The 17,825-nt window shown below is 52.8% G+C and carries 14 protein-coding genes and 1 pseudogene; 1 reads left to right on the top strand and 14 read right to left on the bottom strand.

Annotation, left to right across the window (positions count from 1 at the left end):
• Positions 1-91 precede the first annotated feature (91 nt).
• The 11 genes and pseudogenes from D2E26_RS00150 to D2E26_RS00105 all read right to left on the bottom strand — a co-directional run bounded on the left by D2E26_RS00150 (position 92) and on the right by D2E26_RS00105 (position 10,393).
• Positions 92-403 (bottom strand): DUF2469 domain-containing protein, encoded by a 312-nt coding sequence (locus D2E26_RS00150; RefSeq protein WP_125962701.1) that lies wholly within the window; start codon positions 401-403, stop codon positions 92-94.
• Between the two features lie 54 nt (positions 404-457).
• Entirely contained in the window at positions 458-1,417 is a 960-nt protein-coding gene (locus D2E26_RS00145; protein WP_125962700.1) for a GNAT family N-acetyltransferase, read from the bottom strand.
• Between the two features lie 285 nt (positions 1,418-1,702).
• Positions 1,703-3,202, bottom strand: a complete 1,500-nt coding sequence (gatB, locus tag D2E26_RS00140) for an Asp-tRNA(Asn)/Glu-tRNA(Gln) amidotransferase subunit GatB (RefSeq protein ID WP_125962699.1) — start codon at positions 3,200-3,202, stop codon at positions 1,703-1,705.
• A gap of 19 nt (positions 3,203-3,221) precedes the next feature.
• Complete coding sequence (gatA, locus tag D2E26_RS00135) at positions 3,222-4,760, bottom strand: Asp-tRNA(Asn)/Glu-tRNA(Gln) amidotransferase subunit GatA (RefSeq protein ID WP_125962698.1); 1,539 nt, start codon at positions 4,758-4,760, stop codon at positions 3,222-3,224.
• A 1-nt stretch (position 4,761) separates the two neighbouring features.
• On the bottom strand, positions 4,762-5,058 hold the full coding sequence (gene gatC, locus D2E26_RS00130) for an Asp-tRNA(Asn)/Glu-tRNA(Gln) amidotransferase subunit GatC (protein WP_125962697.1): 297 nt from the start codon (positions 5,056-5,058) through the stop codon (positions 4,762-4,764).
• 145 nt (positions 5,059-5,203) lie between these two features.
• The gene (locus tag D2E26_RS00125) at positions 5,204-6,106 is read right to left on the bottom strand and encodes an ABC transporter permease (protein WP_125962696.1); all 903 of its coding nucleotides are present in this window, start codon (positions 6,104-6,106) and stop codon (positions 5,204-5,206) included.
• Entirely contained in the window at positions 6,103-7,140 is a 1,038-nt protein-coding gene (locus tag D2E26_RS00120; RefSeq protein ID WP_125962695.1) for an ABC transporter ATP-binding protein, read from the bottom strand. The genes D2E26_RS00125 and D2E26_RS00120 overlap by 4 nt, the downstream gene beginning before the upstream one ends.
• 247 nt (positions 7,141-7,387) lie before the next feature.
• Positions 7,388-7,723, bottom strand: coding sequence for a TrmH family RNA methyltransferase (locus D2E26_RS07605; protein WP_420897189.1), 336 nt, complete (start codon positions 7,721-7,723; stop codon positions 7,388-7,390).
• 39 nt (positions 7,724-7,762) lie between these two features.
• Positions 7,763-8,209, bottom strand: a pseudogene (locus tag D2E26_RS07600) (RNA methyltransferase); the annotation flags it as partial.
• The gene (locus D2E26_RS00110) at positions 8,202-8,891 is read right to left on the bottom strand and encodes a type I phosphoribosyltransferase (RefSeq protein ID WP_125963334.1); all 690 of its coding nucleotides are present in this window, start codon (positions 8,889-8,891) and stop codon (positions 8,202-8,204) included. The pseudogene D2E26_RS07600 and the gene D2E26_RS00110, both read right to left, overlap by 8 nt.
• Positions 8,892-9,100: 209 nt before the next feature.
• The gene (locus D2E26_RS00105; RefSeq protein WP_125962694.1) at positions 9,101-10,393 is read right to left on the bottom strand and encodes a DNA recombination protein RmuC; all 1,293 of its coding nucleotides are present in this window, start codon (positions 10,391-10,393) and stop codon (positions 9,101-9,103) included.
• Positions 10,394-10,690: 297 nt separating this feature from the next.
• On the opposite strand from D2E26_RS00105, the gene D2E26_RS00100 reads away from it, so the two are divergent.
• Complete coding sequence (locus D2E26_RS00100; protein WP_125962693.1) at positions 10,691-11,821, top strand: HAD family hydrolase; 1,131 nt, start codon at positions 10,691-10,693, stop codon at positions 11,819-11,821.
• A 161-nt stretch (positions 11,822-11,982) separates the two neighbouring features.
• Here the strand turns inward: D2E26_RS00100 and clpB are convergent, their stop codons facing one another.
• The 3 genes from clpB to D2E26_RS00085 form a co-directional block, all read right to left on the bottom strand.
• Positions 11,983-14,706 (bottom strand): ATP-dependent chaperone ClpB, encoded by a 2,724-nt coding sequence (gene clpB / locus D2E26_RS00095; RefSeq protein WP_125962692.1) that lies wholly within the window; start codon positions 14,704-14,706, stop codon positions 11,983-11,985.
• A 439-nt stretch (positions 14,707-15,145) separates the two neighbouring features.
• Complete coding sequence (locus D2E26_RS00090) at positions 15,146-15,967, bottom strand: fumarylacetoacetate hydrolase family protein (RefSeq protein ID WP_125962691.1); 822 nt, start codon at positions 15,965-15,967, stop codon at positions 15,146-15,148.
• 211 nt (positions 15,968-16,178) lie between these two features.
• Positions 16,179-17,780 carry a SpaA isopeptide-forming pilin-related protein gene (locus tag D2E26_RS00085; RefSeq protein WP_164515799.1) on the bottom strand — a complete coding sequence of 534 codons (1,602 nt, stop codon included), beginning with the start codon at positions 17,778-17,780 and terminating at the stop codon, positions 16,179-16,181.
• Positions 17,781-17,825 lie beyond the last annotated feature (45 nt).

Below are 17,825 nucleotides of genomic sequence, written 5' to 3'. Positions count from 1 at the left end.
AAAACGTACGCAATACGCTGTAAGGGGGTATATCAATAACCTACTCCCCTAGCTTGGTCACGCTACGGCTCAATACGAAAAAGTCACGCTATCACACAGCGTCTGGAATGCCAATATCGGTTTTCTGCATTTCCTCAACATTGACATCTTTAAACGTCACAATACGCACGTTTTTTACAAATCGGCTGGAGCGATACACATCCCAAACCCATGCGTCTTGCAGCTGCACATCGAAATAAATATCCTGACCTGCAGAACGCACGTTGAAATCGACTTTATTCGCTAAATAAAACCTACGTTCGGTTTCTACAACGTACTTAAACAGCTTAATAACGTCTCGATATTCTTTGAATAGCGAGAGTTCAGCATCAGTTTCGTAGTTATCGAGCTCTTCTGCGCTCACTATACCGTCCTTTATTGGCTTCAGTCTGTGAATTCTGGACTTGAAGCGTATTCGTCAGTCGTCGTTCATCATGCTTGTGCGTCGCTCATTACGCTGCGTGCCGAGCGTTCGCCACCATGCTTTGTTCGACGATTTCCGTTCTTCAGTATTGTAAGGCCAGCTCTCCTCGTTGTCGCGACATTCATCGTTACGCGCTGGCTGGTTGAACATTTGGGTGTTCAACTCACGTTCGCTCTGCTCATGACGCTTGAGAGCTTCTTCAATTCCTGGATTACCGAGGATGTAATGCATACCGAATACATCGAGCGACCGTACTGGATCGTATTCATCCTCAAGTGTATCCATAACAATCAAGTTCTGATACTTACCATTGCGCTCATCCCACAGAGCATCACGTGCTTCGCCAGACTTCACGAAGCCAAGCGATTGATACACCGAAATGGCACGCTGGTTTTTCTCTGGCACCGAGACCCAAATACGGTGCAAGTTCAAGCCATCGCCGTGATGTGCAAAGCCATACGTCATAATGCGTGGCATAGCATCGCGCGAATAGCCGCGACCGCGGAATTCACGACCAAGTACGACTTGGATGCGGGCGGAACGTGCCCATGCATCAATATCAATCAGGAACACCATGCCAATTACTTCGGTGGCATTCTCTTCGGTTACTGCAGTATCAACAGCATCCTCTGGTACCTTGCACAGTGTCCATGCAATAGTACGACGGAATTGCGAATCACGAATATTGGCATCCGAAATGCCCTTTGACCATGACACCGAACGTTCTACCCAAGCGTGCAACGCTGCACGTTCGGCAACACGATCTTTGCCAGTTACTGCTGATGCGTGATAATACGCATCCAACTGATCCATAAGTGGTAAATCATCGATGGTGGATGGTCTCATAATGACCATTTCGCCACGTACAACTGGAATAGTAATGCTGGCAGGCAGATGCCTAGTATCCTCATGAGACGGTTTTGCATTGTAAACAGCCTGAGCCGATGCAGTCATTACTTCAATCCTTTTCCAAAAGCTGTGCTTCTATGCCACAACTCTTCTAATCTCGTATACCCCCATCATTAAGCATACGAAAAACGATGCCAATTGGTCTTACCGTGTTCAAGTCTGCCTAACAAACCTATGAAAAATCAATAGGCGTGTCGCCTCCTTTACTGTATGGAGACAAACACGCCTATTGCTACTCGATGTGCTGATCAATTCGCTATTCGATGCAGTCATCGATATGCGAACTGATCAGTATTTCGATCAGCTTTCGATCAGCTGTGCGGAATGCGCTCAGCCCTTGATCTTCTGCATGACGATCTTCGTCACGGCCTTTGCATCAGCCTGGCCCTTCGTTGCACGCATCACTGCACCAATGATGGCACCCATTGGCTTCATGTTGCCGCTCTGCAGCTTGGCAACGATGTCTGGGTTAGCGTCCATAGCCTCCTGCACGGTCTGCTCAAGAGCACCGTCATCAGACATGACCTTGAAGCCATGAGCCTTGACGACCTCTTCAGGCTTACCTTCGCCAGCAATGACGCATGCCATCGTCTGCTTAGCCAGCTTGTCGTTCAGAGCGCCGGAGCTGATAAGCTTCTCAACCTCAGCCACATCGTCTGGCGTGACGCCGAGCTCTTCAAGAGCCTTGCCCTGCTCGTTAGCTTCGCGAGACAGCTCGCCGAGCCACCACTTCTTTGCACCAGCAGCGCTCGAGCCTGCAGCCACAGTCTGCTCAATGAGATCAAGTGCATCGGCGTTAATCACGTCGCGCATCTCAATATCGTTGAAGCCCCACTCAGCCTTCAGGCGGTTACGACGCTCACGTGGCATTTCTGGCATTTGTGCCTTCATGCGCTCAATGTGCTCATCGGTGATGTGCAGCATCACGAGATCTGGATCTGGGAAGTAGCGGTAATCGTCTGCATCGGACTTCAAACGGCCGCCTGCAGTCGTCTGCGAAGCTTCATCCCAGTGACGCGTCTCCTGCAGGATTTCCTTGCCTGCGTTCAGACGTGCAGCCTGACGACGGATCTCGTACTGAATCGTCTTTTCGATGCCGCGGAACGAGTTCACGTTCTTCGTTTCCGAACGCGTACCGAATGGATCCTCTGGGCTCTTACGCAGCGAGACGTTGACGTCTGCACGCATGTTGCCGTGCTCCATACGAGCCTCGGAAATGCCCAGTGCACGCACGATATCGCGAATTGCACGCATATAAGCGCCTGCAATTTCTGGTGCGCGATCGCCAGCGCCTTCAATTGGCTTCGTCACGATCTCGATCAGTGGCACGCCTGCACGGTTGTAATCGACGAGCGAGTGATCTGCGCCCTCAATACGACCATCAGCGCCACCAACGTGCGTGTTCTTACCAGCATCATCCTCAATGTGCGCGCGCTCGATTGGCACACGGAAGATCGTGCCATCTTCAAGCTCAACATCGAGGTAGCCCTCGCCGTTCGTTGGCTTGTCGTACTGCGAGATCTGGTAATCGCGTGGCATATCTGGGTAGAAGTAGTTCTTACGTGCGAACTGGCTCCACTCGTTGATCTTGCAGTGCAGTGCCAGACCCAGCTTGATTGCGTAGTCGACTGCCTTCTCGTTAATCACAGGCAACGAGCCAGGCAGACCAAGGCTGACAGGCGTCAGCTGCGTATTTGGTTCGCCACCGAACTCGATGTGTGCAGGGCAAAACAGCTTCGTATCAGTGCTGAGCTCTACGTGAGTTTCCAAGCCAAACACCACATCGTACTGCTGCGTGGCTTCGGCATATTTCATGAGTTTTTCTGCCATGATTATTCCTTCTGCCCTCTCACTTATTCAAGCCGTCAAGCCATGGAGTCTTCATGTCTTGCCAGATTGGTCCCTGCCAACGCTGCTCGAGTGCGGTCTCGAGTGCAGCTGCTGGCTTGTACATGACTTCATCGCGCTGCTGAGGTGCAATGAACTGGAAGCCAACAGGCAGGCCATCATCAGACAGGCCAGCTGGAATGCTCATAGCTGGAACACCAGCCAAGTTAGCTGGGATCGTAGCAATATCGTTGAGGTACATCGACATTGGATCTTCGGTCTTCTCACCGAAGCGGAATGCCGTCGTTGGGCTCGTTGGAGACACAAGCACGTCAACCTGCTCGAAGGCACGCTTGAAGTCTTCAATAATCAGCGTACGAACCTTCTGTGCGGAGCCGTACCATGCATCGTAGTAACCAGCCGACAGAGCGTAGGTGCCGAGAATAATACGACGCTTCACTTCTTCACCGAAGCCGGCTTCACGCGTGTAAGCCATCATGTTGGCAGCCGTCTGTGGAACGTCCTCAGGTGGCATCACGCGCAGGCCGTAACGCATACCGTCGTAACGAGCCAGGTTCGAAGACACCTCAGAAGGCATGATGATGTAGTAAGCACCCAGTGCGTACTCAAGGTGAGGCAGCGAGACTTCAACAACCTCAGCACCCATTTCCTTGAGCAGAGCCACGGACTCGTCGAAACGAGCCTGCACGCCTGGCTGGAAGCCTTCACCCTGCAGTTCCTTAATCAGACCGACCTTCAGGCCCTTAAGATCGCCCTTCAGGCCTTCACGTGCAGCTGCAGCAACAGGACGCACTGGCTCAGGAATCGACGTCGAATCGCGACGATCGTTGCCACCAATAACTTCCTGCAGCAGTGCCGAATCAAGCACGGTACGCGAAACAGGACCAATCTGGTCGAGCGACGATGCCATAGCAATTGCGCCATAACGGGAAACGCCACCATAGGTTGGCTTAACGCCAACGGTACCCGTCAAAGCACCTGGCTGACGAATAGAACCACCGGTATCGGTGCCCAGTGCGAGTGGAGCTTCGAATGCTGCAACAGCTGCAGCAGAGCCACCGCCCGAGCCACCTGGAACGCGGTCCAGATCCCAAGGGTTGTTCGTGTTGTGGAATGCCGAGTGCTCAGTCGAGGAGCCCTGTGCGAACTCATCGAGGTTCGTCTTGCCGAGCAGTGGCATGTGAGCTGCCTTCAGGCGCTCAATAACCGTTGCATCGTATGGAGGAACCCAGCCCTCAAGAATGCGGGAAGCAGCCGTCGTCTCGATGCCCTTCGTCACAATCATGTCCTTGATTGCGATTGGAACACCAGCGAGCTCTGGCAGAGCGGCCTTGTCTTCGTCGCTCAAAGCATCAAATGCATCTGCCTGCTCACGAGCAACATCAGCAGAAATCTTCAGGAATGCCTGAACGCTTGGTTCAGCAGATTCGATGACATCAAGATGTGCATCGACGAGCTCACGGCTCGAAATTTCCTTAGCACGCAGCATTTCACCCATGCGTGCAGCGGACAGTTGGACTAACGAGTTAGCGTCGCTCATTTCACTCCTCTCCCAAAATGCGCGGAGCCACGAACATGCCGTTTTCCTTGACTGGAGCACCGGCCAGAGCCTGCTCCTGCGTCAATGGCGTCTCCGGCGTATCAGGACGCAGATAAGCCTCGAGCGGCACAGGATTTGCCGTTGGTGGCACATCTTCGCCAGCAACCTGCTGCACCTTGTTGATGGAGTCGGCGATTACATTAAGTTCGCCACTAATTGAATCGATCTCTCGCTCAGTGAGCGCAATCCGGGCTAAGTTGCCCAGATGCATGATTTCTTCGCGTGTGAAAGTTGGCATAAAGCTCACTATACGTTTGGTTTATGACGGTTGCACTGCCGTGAAAGAAACGGCTCACACTGTGGAGCTATAGCAGTTATGAAACAGCCTCGGAAATCAATATAAAAATAGTGAAATCCGAGGCTAAACCAGTTAGTGGACCGTTTTATATATCGGAACGACGCATACGCCAGAAGCCGAGCGCGAGCGCAAGAACAACCCAACCCAGCAAAATGAGGCCGGCACCACCCCACGTTGGCGTGAAGACGTGGACACCGTTCTGAGTTAGCTCCATGTCGGATGAATTCACGCCTTTGTATCCGCCAGACATGAACTGGCTAGCGCAGTAACGCGGCAGCAAGTGCTGAGCGATTGTTGCTGGCTTGCTGACACTTTCCGAGAACATAAACAGATTCAATACGGTTGGCAGAATTTCAATAAGGCCAATAATCGTAAGAATGCCGCTCACTGTAGTGCGCAATAATGCACCAATGCCGAGGCTCATCACAGCAATCATGGCGAGCGCGAGTGCGCCACCGAATACCGTGGTGTACGGCAGAATGCCGTCGAACGCATCTTTAGCAAACATGTCTTGTTCGAAGAGTGCGATGCTGACACCTGCGGCAATCAGCAGGCCTACGAGCGAGGACACGAGTGCCAGTACAAAAACCGTGACGATTTTGGCAAGCATATACATGCCGCGGCGAGGCACTGCTACGAGTGACATCTGCACGCTATTCGTTGAGAATTCGCTCGAAATGTTCATAGCGCCCAGAATGGCGACCACGAGCATGCAAGGTGTAACACCGCCGGCTGTTGTTGACCACAAAGTTGCTGCTTTAACTTCGCCGACCTGTATCGCAGACATGAATGCGGCGACTAATACTGCCGAAGCGATCAGCAATGCCGCGTTGGTAATCAGCAGAACATAGGTGGACTTCAGACTCATTGCCTTAATGAATTCGCTGCGCAGTGCGCCGCCGAAAGTGAGGCCGCGCCACTCGTAGTTACCACCAGTACGATGGCTGTGACGTGCGCGAGCTACTCGCGTTGCTTTGGTGCTGCTCATCGAACGTCTCCTTGCTTACCGTCCAACATCTGCTGGCCTACTGGCTGTGCGGATTGTGCCAGCTGTGCTGATTGTGCTGGTTCTACTTTGTGTACTGGCTTGACTGGCTGTGCCTCATACTCAACTTCGCTATGCGTCAGCCTCATATAAGCGTCTTCCAGAGAGCTGCGTACTTCGCAGAATTCGTATACGACAATATTCGTGTCGGCCAGAATCTGTGCTGCCGAAACAATATCGATGCCCGTAAGGCGCAGAGCTGCTGCATCCACTGGAGCTGGCGTAGTAAGTTCCATCGGCTCAATATTGACGCTTTGGAACGTGCCGAACAGCGAGAAAATATGCTCTGGATCAGGCGTGACCACATGGATATAGCTCGTACCGTGGCGTGCAATAAAGTCGGCAACGGTCGAAGTCTCTAGAATACGGCCCTGGCCAATAATGACGAGATCATCTGCTGTTTGCGCAACCTCACTCATCAGATGTGAACTCAGCAAAACAGCCTTGCCCTGTGCAGCGCAAGCACGGCACAAATCTCTTACCCATTTCACGCCTTCTGGATCGAGGCCATTTACTGGCTCGTCAAGAATCAAGTTATTTGGATCTCCAAGCAGAGCTGCGGCAATAGAAAGACGCTGACCCATACCAAGTGAGAACTGGCCAGTTTTGCGCTTAGCAACTGATGTCAAACCAGTAAGCGCCATAACCTCGTCTACACGAGACTGCGGAATATTGTTAGTCGCTGCAATAGCACGCAAATGTGCTCGAGCATTGCGACCCTTGTGCGCACCGCGCGCGTCAAGTACTGCACCGACACATTCGAGTGGGTGCACATGATGAGCATATGGACGACGGTCAATAGTGGCTGTGCCTGATTCAGGTCGCAGCAGACCGAGTACGGCTTTCATCGTTGTGGATTTTCCTGCACCATTTGGTCCTAGGAATCCCGTAACGCGACCATTCTTTGCCGTGAAAGTAACATCATCTAACGCTTTTTTAGCGCCGAAATGTTTGGTCAAATGAGAGATTTCAATCATTCCCCTGAGGGTAGCGAAATATGCATAATTGAGATCGAAATGTCCACTAAGTAAAAATGCGTATAAAACTACCCACAACCGCAATCAAATACCCATTGCAAAGTGTGCTGCGCTATTGTGTAACGCCATTCATAACGTTATTGCGCAACGCTATCCATAACGCTATTTCGAAGCGTTATTTTCGCAACGTATTTTTAAGCGATTGTGGGTCAGTTATTTCAATTCGTCTTGTGCGGGTACGCGTATGTCACTCGCTCACCGACTGCACCTGAGCATGCTGGGCAATCCATGCATGCATTGACACAGCTGCAGCTGCACCAGCATTAATCGAACGTACCGAGCCGAACTGCGAGATAAACACCACGTCATCAGCCAGTTCCAGTGCCTTATCAGACAAGCCCGGGCCTTCTGCACCGAACAGCAGCAAGCAGCGCTCAGGGAACTTATACTTTTCCAACGCCACTGCACCAGGCACAATATCCATTGCAATAACGCGTGCCTGCTGAGCCATTTCGTAATCGTGCGTAGCCTTCTCAAGCTTGGCTTTCTGCTCAGCCGAGTCGCCCTGACCCTCTTCAAGCATGCGCGAGGCCTCGTTAATACGCTGTGCCGCATCCATGCTCTCCTGCTGAATGCGCTGGTGCCAGTCATCAACAAGCTGCTGGATCGATGGATGATTCTCAACATGCTGGTACAGCTCAGTCATCAGTGCACCCTTGCGGTTCCACTTATGTGGGCCGACGATATGCACTGTGCGTGCTGCAAATGCATTTGCCGTACGCACCATAGAGCCGATGTTGAAATCGTGAGTCCAGTTTTCAATGGCAACTTCAAATGCATGCCTACCACGTGCATCCAAATCGTCACGAATTGCTTCAACCGTCCAGTAACGATAGCGATCGATGACGTTACGTCGGTCACCCTCGTCGAGCAGCTGCTGGTCAAATGTTGGATCCGTTGGACGTGGCAGGTTTGGATGTTCCTTCTCCCAAGGACCCACGCCTACTTCACGAAACTCAGGTTCTCCAGAAGCTTTTGCTGCAACGTCAATTGGGTTCGGTTCATGCATTGTTTGGTTCGACTCCATCTGCGATTTCACGCAGTTCCGATTCGTGGAACACCTCAATAAATGGCAGTTCGTGACGTTCGTCTGACACTGGGTTCACCACGTCAATCACTGGCTTCTCCATGTCAACGCCGCCTACCAGCGCTGCCACGGCCACCACTTGCGCTCCCTGCGCTTCTACAATGCCGAAGTCGAGTCCCAGCTCGTTTCCATTACGCAACGTTACGAGCGACGAAGTTTGAATATATGATTTCTCAGATAGCCACGCATCGAGTAACAGCACACGTTTGCCAGCGATACTAGGGCCCTTCACGGCTGGGAACACAAAGTCCATAATGAAGCCGTCCAGGTCCTCACCACGCGATGCTGCGGCCTGCATCATTGCGCAGACGAGTGGCATAGCAGCAGGAGTTAATGCACCAACAGCATCGAAATCATCAACGCCAAAGCCCTGCTCTTCGAGCGTATCGATCAGCAGATGGCCCAGCAATACTGTTGCACGGTGATCAAGCGTCACCGTATACAGTTCGGAGAAGGCTTTGCCCGCAAGCATTTCAGCGAGCAGCGCTTTGAGCTGATCACGAGGATCCATCAAAGCGAAACCTTCAGGAGTTGGCAAAGCCTCAGGCACAGTAGGTGTCGAGATTGCATCATGCGTCTTGCGGAAAGTCTTGTCTTCGCTCATATAAGCCAGCCTAGCCGTTGAACACGTCATCAGAAACGGCCGCCTTGCTGCGCGCGTCTGAGGTATTGGAGAAATAACAGAAATTCAAATAATTTATTGAACGAACTCGGACGCAACGGAAGCGCCCACCAGAGACGACGCGGTATAGAAAAAGCTCCGCCGATCAACGACGGAGCTTAACGAGTACTACTCGAGGTATGCGGCAGAACTCAGATCAGACGAGACGAATCTGGCGTAACTTCAGGAGCCGTGAGCTCACGCACGTCAGACTTGTCAGGATCGAGCATTTCAACTGGGCCGATAACCTTCGATGGGTCAATGCGCGACATTCGGCGAGCGCTGACAAGCACACGAGACTCGAGTGAGGATGCGAACTTGTTGTAGGCCGCAACCGTACGCGTGATGGACTTGCCGAGATCCGTGGCACGATCACCGAGCACAGCAAAACGCTCGTAGAGTTCACGTGAAACATCGAACAGCGTCTTAGCATCGTCGGTCAGTGCCTGCTGCTGCCAAGCGTATGCCACCGACTTCAGCACAGCCCACAGCGTGACTGGCGAGGTCAAAGCAACCTTACGAGCGAACGCATCGTCCATCAACGTTGGATCGACTTCAAGAGCGGCCTGCAGCAGAGCCTCATTAGGAATGAAGGCAATAACAAAATCAGGCGACGTTGGCAGTGCGTTCCAATATTCCTTGGCAGACAATGCACGCACGTGCTCGCGCAGAGCCTTGGCATGAGCGGCAAGCAGTTCGTTACGACGCTTGAGCTCAGCCTCGTCAGCCGAATCAGGGATTTCGCAAGCGCGCTGGTAATCGGAGTAAGGAACCTTAGCGTCGATTGGAATCGTCTTGCCACCAGGCAGATGGATCACCATATCTGGGCGCAACGTGTTGCCCTGTGCATCTTGCACAACAACCTGCGTATCAAAATCAACGTGTTCGAGCAGACCTGCGGATTCCACAATATTGCGCAGCTGAGCCTCGCCCCATGCACCACGCATCTTGTTATTACGCAGAGCCGATGCCAGCGAGCTTGTCTGGCGATCGAGTGCCGACTGCTGCTCATGCAGCTGCTTGAGCTGCTGGCTCAGCACGCCCATCTCCTGACGGCGGCCATTCTCAATGCGAGACACCGTAGTCTGCAACGTATCAAGGTTCTTCTGTACAGGAGCCAGTGCTTCCAGCACCTTACCCTGCTGTTCCAGCTGTATACGCTGCTGATCGAGCTGTCGACGCTGCTCAGCGGCTTGCTGCTGAGCCTGCTGCTCGGCACGAATGCGCTCAGATTCCAAGCGCGCCTGCTCTTCTTGCTGACGCTGGGCAAGCTGCGACTGCACATAAGCGAGCTGCTCGCGCAGGCCCTCTGCTTGGGCACGCATCTCAGCACTTTGCGTAATAGCGCGCTGGCCTTGCGACTTACCAATCAGGTAGCCAGCAGCGAGCGCCAGAAGCGCCACAATAAGTAAAACTAGAATGCCAACACCGACGTTTTCGAACATATGTTCAGTTAACACGAGGCTAATGACGCTCGCAAGGTGTTTTGCTCTCAAACTGTGTTTTTCACACTCAACTGCGCGACCAATTGTGAAAGAGTGTGTCAGCCAGAATACAGATTGGCTTCATTGCAACGTTTTTCGGCGATACTGACAGGCTTAAACACACTGTTTCACAAATCGATTTCGGTTTGAGTGTGTACAGCGGGAACCGATTTCAAAGAAATATGCACAGATCTCGAACAAGGGCTGGCGTGCCTGATCTCTTCGCGTATTGTGGGGTACTACGTGCAAGGAGGGGCCATGACGCTGAACTTGTTTGCAGCAGCACTAGTGGTGCTGCTGGCCGTGGCCGCGACGATTGGCATCGTACGCGCTATGACAACGACAGGAACGAAATTCGAACACGAACAGGTGTCGAACACCACACTTATCCGCCGCACATCAATCGCAGCAATATTAACGGCAATTACGTTGATACTGTCTGCTGCGCATTTATTTACTCATGCCATACCGCAGTGGCTCACAAGTGAATGGACGAAGGCATTACTGATTACGCCAGTTATGTTCCTGAGCGGCTATTCAATTCACATTGATGGATGGAAAGCTTGGCATGCGCGACGACCTGATTTACAAACACTTGCCTCACTAGGAACTTCCGCTGCCTATGCCTATAGCCTGATTGTGTGCTTTACGGGCGATCAATTGCCAGAACAATTACGTTCTACGTATTTTGAATTTGTTGGCGTCACGATCACACTCGTACTTGCGGCTCAGATCACTGAACGGTTGTGGTTGCCAGCCAATCCAAAGTTCCCGCTGCAGCAGGTAGTTAATCGTATTGCTCAACTACTCGTTCCCATTGTGCTCATCATTGCCACATGGACGTTTGTAATTTGGCTGATGTTAAGCCCTCAACCGGCATTTGTACGCGCATTAGTAACTGCGATTAGTGTGCTTACGATTGCATGCCCATGTGCATTTGCTTGGGTTATTACTTTACCTATGACCTTTGCTGTACACCGTGCAACACAAGCAGGGCTTGATGCGCAAAACCTGTTGAGTTGGCATAACTGCGAGGCTCATTGTGCACATAATGATGTGCCACAGCGCGGCGAAGAGGCAGAACATGTCATCGAAGATTCGCAGAAAAGTAGTGCTGTACCAAGTGAAGTACTCCAGCACAGCAAAGTAAACGACGAACACAACAGTGCTATTGAGCAACTCAAGAAGCGCTTGCTGCATGTTATTACAGCCAATATTGCTTTTGCCGTGCTCTTTGCCATCGTCACTATTCCAATTGCAGCTGGTGTGCTGTATCCGTTGATTGGTTGGTCGTTCAATCCAGTACTGGCCAGCATGGCAATGATTGTGCCATGCATTGGTGTGGCACTGATTTCGTTGACACTCAAGCTGCCACTTCCCCGCCGATAAGCAGATATAACAAAAGCCGGCCGCTTGCTTGATCAGAGCAAACGACCGGCTTATTTCGACTGTCACACCCGACTAACCACCATGGTTATAACAGCTCTCTCGTGGCGGGCAGTCCTCGGGCGCAACAATAACCTGAACAGAAACGTTCAGGTCACAGTTGCTTAGAATGCGGGACGATCGGATTCGCGGAAGTCAGCATCATGCGGACTTGCTGGATCGTCGTGGTCGCCGTTGTTGACGGAAACCGAGGTGTCTCCTGGGTTCGTGTCGCCAGCGAGCGGATCGGAAGTGTGCACGCTGAGCTCGAGCTTCTCACCGCCGGTGTGATCGACGAGCACCGTGCTGCCATCCTTGACCTTGCCAGCCAGCAGCATACGTGCGAGCTGATCGCCGACCTGAGTCTGCACCAGGCGACGCAGTGGACGAGCACCATAAGCTGGATCGTAACCGGTCTCAGCGAGCCAATCACGAGCGGCAGCCGTCACGTCGAGCGTGATGCGGCGCTCAGTCAAGCGCGAAGCAACCTGCTGCACCTGCAGATCCACGATGCGGCCAAGCTCCTTCTGCGTCAGCGGCTGGAAGATAACCTGCTCATCGAGACGGTTCAGGAACTCAGGACGGAACTGTGCGTGCACAGCGGCCTCAACAGCCTTGCGCTTTGCATCCTCGTCCATGTTTGGATCAACGAGGAACTGCGAACCCAAGTTCGACGTCATGATCAGAATCGTATTCTTGAAGTCGACCGTACGGCCCTGACCATCGGTCAGGCGGCCATCATCAAGCACCTGCAGCAAGATGTCGAAGACCTCAGGGTTAGCCTTCTCAACCTCGTCGAACAGCACAACCGAGTAAGGACGACGGCGCACAGCCTCAGTCAGCTGGCCGCCCTCTTCGTAACCGACGTAGCCAGGGGCGGCGCCAATCAGACGAGAGACCGAAGCCTTCTCCATGTACTCCGACATATCGAGACGCACCATAGCGCGCTCGTCGTCGAACAGGAACTCAGCCAGTGCCTTAGCGAGCTCAGTCTTACCAACACCAGTTGGGCCAAGGAACAGGAACGAGCCAGTTGGACGGTTAGGGTCAGCAATGCCAGCACGCGAACGACGCACAGCATCAGAGACGGCACGCACAGCCTCGCTCTGGCCGATCACACGATCACCCAGGTAGTCTTCCATACGCAGCAGCTTCTCGTTCTCGCCTTCCATCAGGCGACCAACAGGAATGCCGGTCCACTCAGCCACAACGCCTGCAATCGAGTCGGCGTCCACATGATCAGGAACCATTGGCTCCTCTTCATGAGCGTAGGCAGCTTCGCTTTCTTCCTTGTGCTCTGCCTCGACGAGTTCCTTCTGAATAGCAGGAATATCGCCGTACAGGATGCGGCTTGCACGAGCCAGATCACCTTCACGCGTAGCCTTGTCAGCCTCAACGCGCATCTGATCAAGCTTTGCACGAAGCTCGCCAACCTTGTTGTGGCCAGCCTTCTCAGCATCCCAGCGAGCCTTCAGACCCGTCAGGCGCTCACGCGTATCAGCGAGGTCGTTCTGCAGCTTGCTCAGACGATCCTTCGAAGCGGCGTCCTCAGCCTTCTTGAGCTGCATTTCTTCCATCTCAAGACGCGTGACCTTGCGCTGCAGCTCATCGATTTCCTCTGGCTGCGAGTCAAGTTCCATACGCAGGTGAGCTGCTGCTTCATCGACCAAGTCGATTGCCTTATCAGGCAGCTGGCGGCCGTTGATATAGCGGTTCGACAGCGTTGCTGCAGCGACCAGTGCGTCATCGCCAATTGTCACCTTGTGGTGTGCCTCGTAGCGCTGCTTCAGACCACGCAGAATTGCGATCGTGTCTTCAACGCTTGGCTCACCAACGAAGACCTGCTGGAAACGACGTTCCAGAGCTGGGTCCTTTTCGATGTTCTCGCGGTACTCATCGAGCGTGGTTGCACCGATCAGACGGAGCTCACCACGTGCCAGCATTGGCTTAAGCATGTTGCCAGCATCCATCGAGCCTTCTGCGGCACCTGCGCCCACAATCGTGTGCAGCTCATCGATGAACGTAATGATCTGGCCGTTCGACTGCTTGATTTCGTCGAGCACGCTCTTCAGGCGCTCTTCGAACTCGCCGCGGTACTTCGAGCCTGCAACCATCGAGCCGAGGTCAAGCGAAATCAGCGTCTTGTTCTGCAGCGTGCTTGGCACGTCGCCTGCCACAATGCGCTGAGCCAGACCTTCAACCACTGCCGTCTTACCAACGCCAGGCTCACCAATCAGCACCGGGTTGTTCTTCGTACGACGGCTCAGGATCTGAATCACACGGCGGATCTCCTGATCACGACCGATAACTGGGTCGAGCTTGCCTTCGCGAGCGCGCTCGGTCAGGTTCGTCGAGAACTTCTCAAGTGCCTTGTACGAGCCTTCTGCATCTGGGCTCGTCACCTTAGCGCCACCACGCACTTCTGGAATTGCCTTCTTAATAGCGGCTTCCGTTGCACCGTGGCGAATCAGAATATCGGCTGCCGAGTTTGGAGCTGCCTGCACAATGCCGAGCAGCAGCATCTCGGTCGAGACGTATTCGTCACCAAAGTCCTTAATATCGTTGTCAGCCTTGCTGATCGTCATCGACAGCTGGCGTGAAGCCTGTGGCTGCGATGTGCTCGAGCCCGATGCGCTTGGCAGTGCGACGAGTGCGTTACGCACTTCTGCACCAACGGCCTGTGGGTCTGCGCCAACAGCCTGCAGCAGGCCGCGCACCACGCCGTTCTCCTGACGAAGCAGTGCATCGAGTAAGTGCAGCGGCTCCACCTGTGGGTTGCCTGCTGCTGCGGCGCTTTGAATTGCATCGCCCAGCGCCTCCTGGGCCATACGAGTTAAGTTCTGTTCCATAAATGTCCTCCCATAAACGGGCCACTTACTCTTCGTATTGACCCGTTCCTTTGTTCTGACATGTCCAACAGGCCCATGGTGAGGTTTATTCCAAACTTGAGTGACATTGACTCAAGTTTTTGTTCTCACCTGAGTTTCGCCGCGTTTTGCTTGTGGTTTGCCGTGGGTTCGCTGCGCATGTCGAGCGCATTTCGTGCACGTTTACTGACATTGTGGCTCAGGAACAATAAAGGCTGCCCGGTTTTAGCGGACAGCCTTTTGCATGGAATTCATAGGAAATTCAAAGATTTACAACAGGTTTGTCGAACCCCCTTCAGTTCGTTCGGCTCAGTCCCGTTGTCTCCGTTGCGTTTCCTACGCTTTTTCATTTTTTCGATTTTTATTACTGTGCCAGCCACAGTAGCGGTTATGAAGCTTCGCTGGTGTGCGACCGTGCTGTTCAGGCACGCACCACAACATTGCGCAGCTTGCCGATGCCACTGACCTTGACCGTGCACTCGTCGCCGGACTTCAGCGTGCCCGATGCATATGGCGTGCCCGTCAGAATAACGTCGCCTGGCAGCAGCGTCGTGAAGCTCGAGATAAATGCAATCTGCTCTGGAATCGAGTGGATCAGGTTAGCCGTGGTGCCGCTAGCCTCTGGCACTTCTTCGCCATTGAGCTCGAACGAGATCTTGGCATCACGCCAGTTGAACTCATCGCGCGTTACGATCCATGGACCCAATGGGCACGACGTATCGAAGCCCTTCGAGCGCGTCCACATTGGATCGCCCTGTTGCAGATCGCGCAACGTCACATCGTTCGTGCAAGTGAAGCCCAGCACATAGTCCATTGCATCTGCTGCAGAAACGTTCTTGGCAATACGACCCATAACTACAGCCACTTCTGGCTCGTAGCACATTTCGTCAGAGAAAACTGGGTAGACGATTGGATCATCAGGGCCAATCACGCTCGTCGAAGGCTTCATGAACAGATGAATATCAGCTGGAGCGTGATCTTCAGCCGACCAGCCCTGCTCATGCATGAACTCAGCATGTGCTTCATAGTTCTTAGCGAGGCCATAGACCTTCGAAGGAATAACAGGAGAAAGAAGGCGAATGCCGTCCTGATCAACACGGAAACGCTCACCCGTTGGTGTCATTGCAGCACCAGCAAATGGGAAACCCTCAAGTGCGATCAGATAATCAGTGCCGTCAGTCTCATCCGTCTGAACGAATGCGTACTGAGGAGTGTCATCGTGCAAAAAACGTGCAATTCTCATGGTTGTTAGTGTACGCGAGATTGGTTATATTCACCATTACTACAATCGGGAATACAGGCTTGTACTACTCAGTGAGGCCGTTATACAGCACATTTTTTTAAGGCCTGTATGCCTTCCTTTGATAACAAAAGCGCTCAAGGAATGAGGTCCACTCCTTGAGCGCTCGTGGTAGCTCACGTTGAGCTACTTACTTCCTGAGCATTTCAGCAGCTTATGCGTTCATCTGCTTCTTCAGCGAGCGCGAACGCCACAGAATCAGAATTGCGATAAGTGCAAGAACAAGTGCCATAAGGGCGATCATCGTAATACCAGCGGCACCAGTTAATGGCAGCTGAGCAATCGACGTAACGTTCTGCACGGTCATCTTGCCGTTGTTCAGTGAGACCAGACCAAAGGCATCGTTCTTCGAAATCAGCACGGTGCCATCCTGCGTAATCTGCACATTGAAGCTTGGCTTGATGTTCTGCACATAACCGTCTGGGACCTGCGTCTCAGTAACCGTGTAGACGCCTGCGGCGAGACCGTTGAACGTAACGGTATCGTTGTTATCTGCCGAAGTCGTCATCGTTACAGGCTGCGTGTAGTTCTTGCCCGTACCAGTAATTGCAAATGTTGCGCCAGCCAGTGGCTCACCGGACTTACGATCGGTCTTCGTGAAGCTGAAACCATAGGTGTTCGTCTTTACTGGATCGCCTTCAGCACTCCAGTTAGCGCCACCATCGTGGCTGATCTTAGCGACGTTCGTTGCCGAAGGCTGCTTGGTAGCATCACTTACGTTATTCGTGTTAGCCACTGGTGCATCTGGAGTAACCGTTGCCAAGTAGCTGACCGTAATGTAGTAGCCATCAAGGCCCTTCACATTAGCGATCTGCAGCGTAGTTGTGGTGCCCTGAGCCGCATCACCAGTCTGCGAAACAATGCTCAGCACAGGCTTTACACCACCCGTGTATGCATTGCCATTTGCATCAGTAATTGCCATCGAAAAGTCGCTGGCCTGGGTTGGGATCTGCAGGCCCTTGCTTGCCGTATCTTCAACCTGCATTGTCACTTCACGGTTCGAGGTACCAGGAACGAGCAGCTTAATGCTGTACTTGAGCTTTTCACCCCAGTATGTGGTGCCATCGTTTGGCGAACCATCTCCATTAGCAACCGTCTTCTTTGGGCCCGATGGCTTCTGAGGCTTTGCAGTGGCCACGCCGAGTTCTTCGCCGTTGAGATTGGAATACGACTGGCCGTTGGCCACAATATTGGTGCCGACGAGCATTGGCGTACCATTCATCTCGCCATTCACCGTTTCCGTCACCATGTAATAACCAGGAGTCAGACCAGTGAACGTTACCGTAGCTGGCTCAGACTTGGTGTTCACGCTCGTTGGAGCAATTGCTGCAGCCTTTTGCGTACCTACATAACGGAACAGACGATCTGCAAAAACACGACGCGTAGCATCAGTTGCAGCAGCACCGTTTTCATCCATTGCCGTTGTGACATAGGTCAACTCATTGCCCGTATAAGCTTGTGGAATGCTCTGATCACCTAATGCATAATTCAGGGAATCAGCAATAGCATCAGACCAAGCTGGATTCTCCTGAAGGTCCACAGACGTCACCTGATTGCCAGACACCTGAGGGTTGACGTAGGTACCAAGCAAATATGCCTGGAAAGTATCCGTCTCAGCGTTTGCAGTGGTAATCGTAATGGTGCCGTCAGTCGAGGCAGCCGTATCGTCAGCCATTGCTACTGATGCGCCAATTGCGAGACCGAGTAGTGTAGCTGCAGCGGCTACGCTTGCACACAGTCGTTTCCAAATTGCCATCATTATTCTTTTTCTCCTAATTCACCAGCCGCCATACGTACATGC

This window comes from Bifidobacterium dolichotidis, from assembly GCF_003951975.1.
GTDB lineage: Bacteria > Actinomycetota > Actinomycetes > Actinomycetales > Bifidobacteriaceae > Bifidobacterium > Bifidobacterium dolichotidis.
This window is presented reverse-complemented; position numbering and strand designations above follow the sequence as displayed.

Coding starts and splice junctions, on each gene's coding strand:
- D2E26_RS00145 (WP_125962700.1), bottom strand. CDS start 1,417: ATGACTGCATCGGCTCAGGCTGTTTACAATGCAAAACCGTCTCATGAG.
- gatB (WP_125962699.1), bottom strand. CDS start 3,202: ATGGCAGAAAAACTCATGAAATATGCCGAAGCCACGCAGCAGTACGAT.
- gatA (WP_125962698.1), bottom strand. CDS start 4,760: ATGAGCGACGCTAACTCGTTAGTCCAACTGTCCGCTGCACGCATGGGT.
- gatC (WP_125962697.1), bottom strand. CDS start 5,058: ATGCCAACTTTCACACGCGAAGAAATCATGCATCTGGGCAACTTAGCC.
- D2E26_RS00125 (WP_125962696.1), bottom strand. CDS start 6,106: ATGAGCAGCACCAAAGCAACGCGAGTAGCTCGCGCACGTCACAGCCAT.
- D2E26_RS00120 (WP_125962695.1), bottom strand. CDS start 7,140: ATGATTGAAATCTCTCATTTGACCAAACATTTCGGCGCTAAAAAAGCG.
- D2E26_RS07605 (WP_420897189.1), bottom strand. CDS start 7,723: ATGCTTGAAGAGGGTCAGGGCGACTCGGCTGAGCAGAAAGCCAAGCTT.
- D2E26_RS00110 (WP_125963334.1), bottom strand. CDS start 8,891: ATGAGCGAAGACAAGACTTTCCGCAAGACGCATGATGCAATCTCGACA.
- D2E26_RS00105 (WP_125962694.1), bottom strand. CDS start 10,393: ATGTTCGAAAACGTCGGTGTTGGCATTCTAGTTTTACTTATTGTGGCG.
- D2E26_RS00100 (WP_125962693.1), top strand. CDS start 10,691: ATGACGCTGAACTTGTTTGCAGCAGCACTAGTGGTGCTGCTGGCCGTG.
- clpB (WP_125962692.1), bottom strand. CDS start 14,706: ATGGAACAGAACTTAACTCGTATGGCCCAGGAGGCGCTGGGCGATGCA.
- D2E26_RS00090 (WP_125962691.1), bottom strand. CDS start 15,967: ATGAGAATTGCACGTTTTTTGCACGATGACACTCCTCAGTACGCATTC.
- D2E26_RS00085 (WP_164515799.1), bottom strand. CDS start 17,780: ATGGCAATTTGGAAACGACTGTGTGCAAGCGTAGCCGCTGCAGCTACA.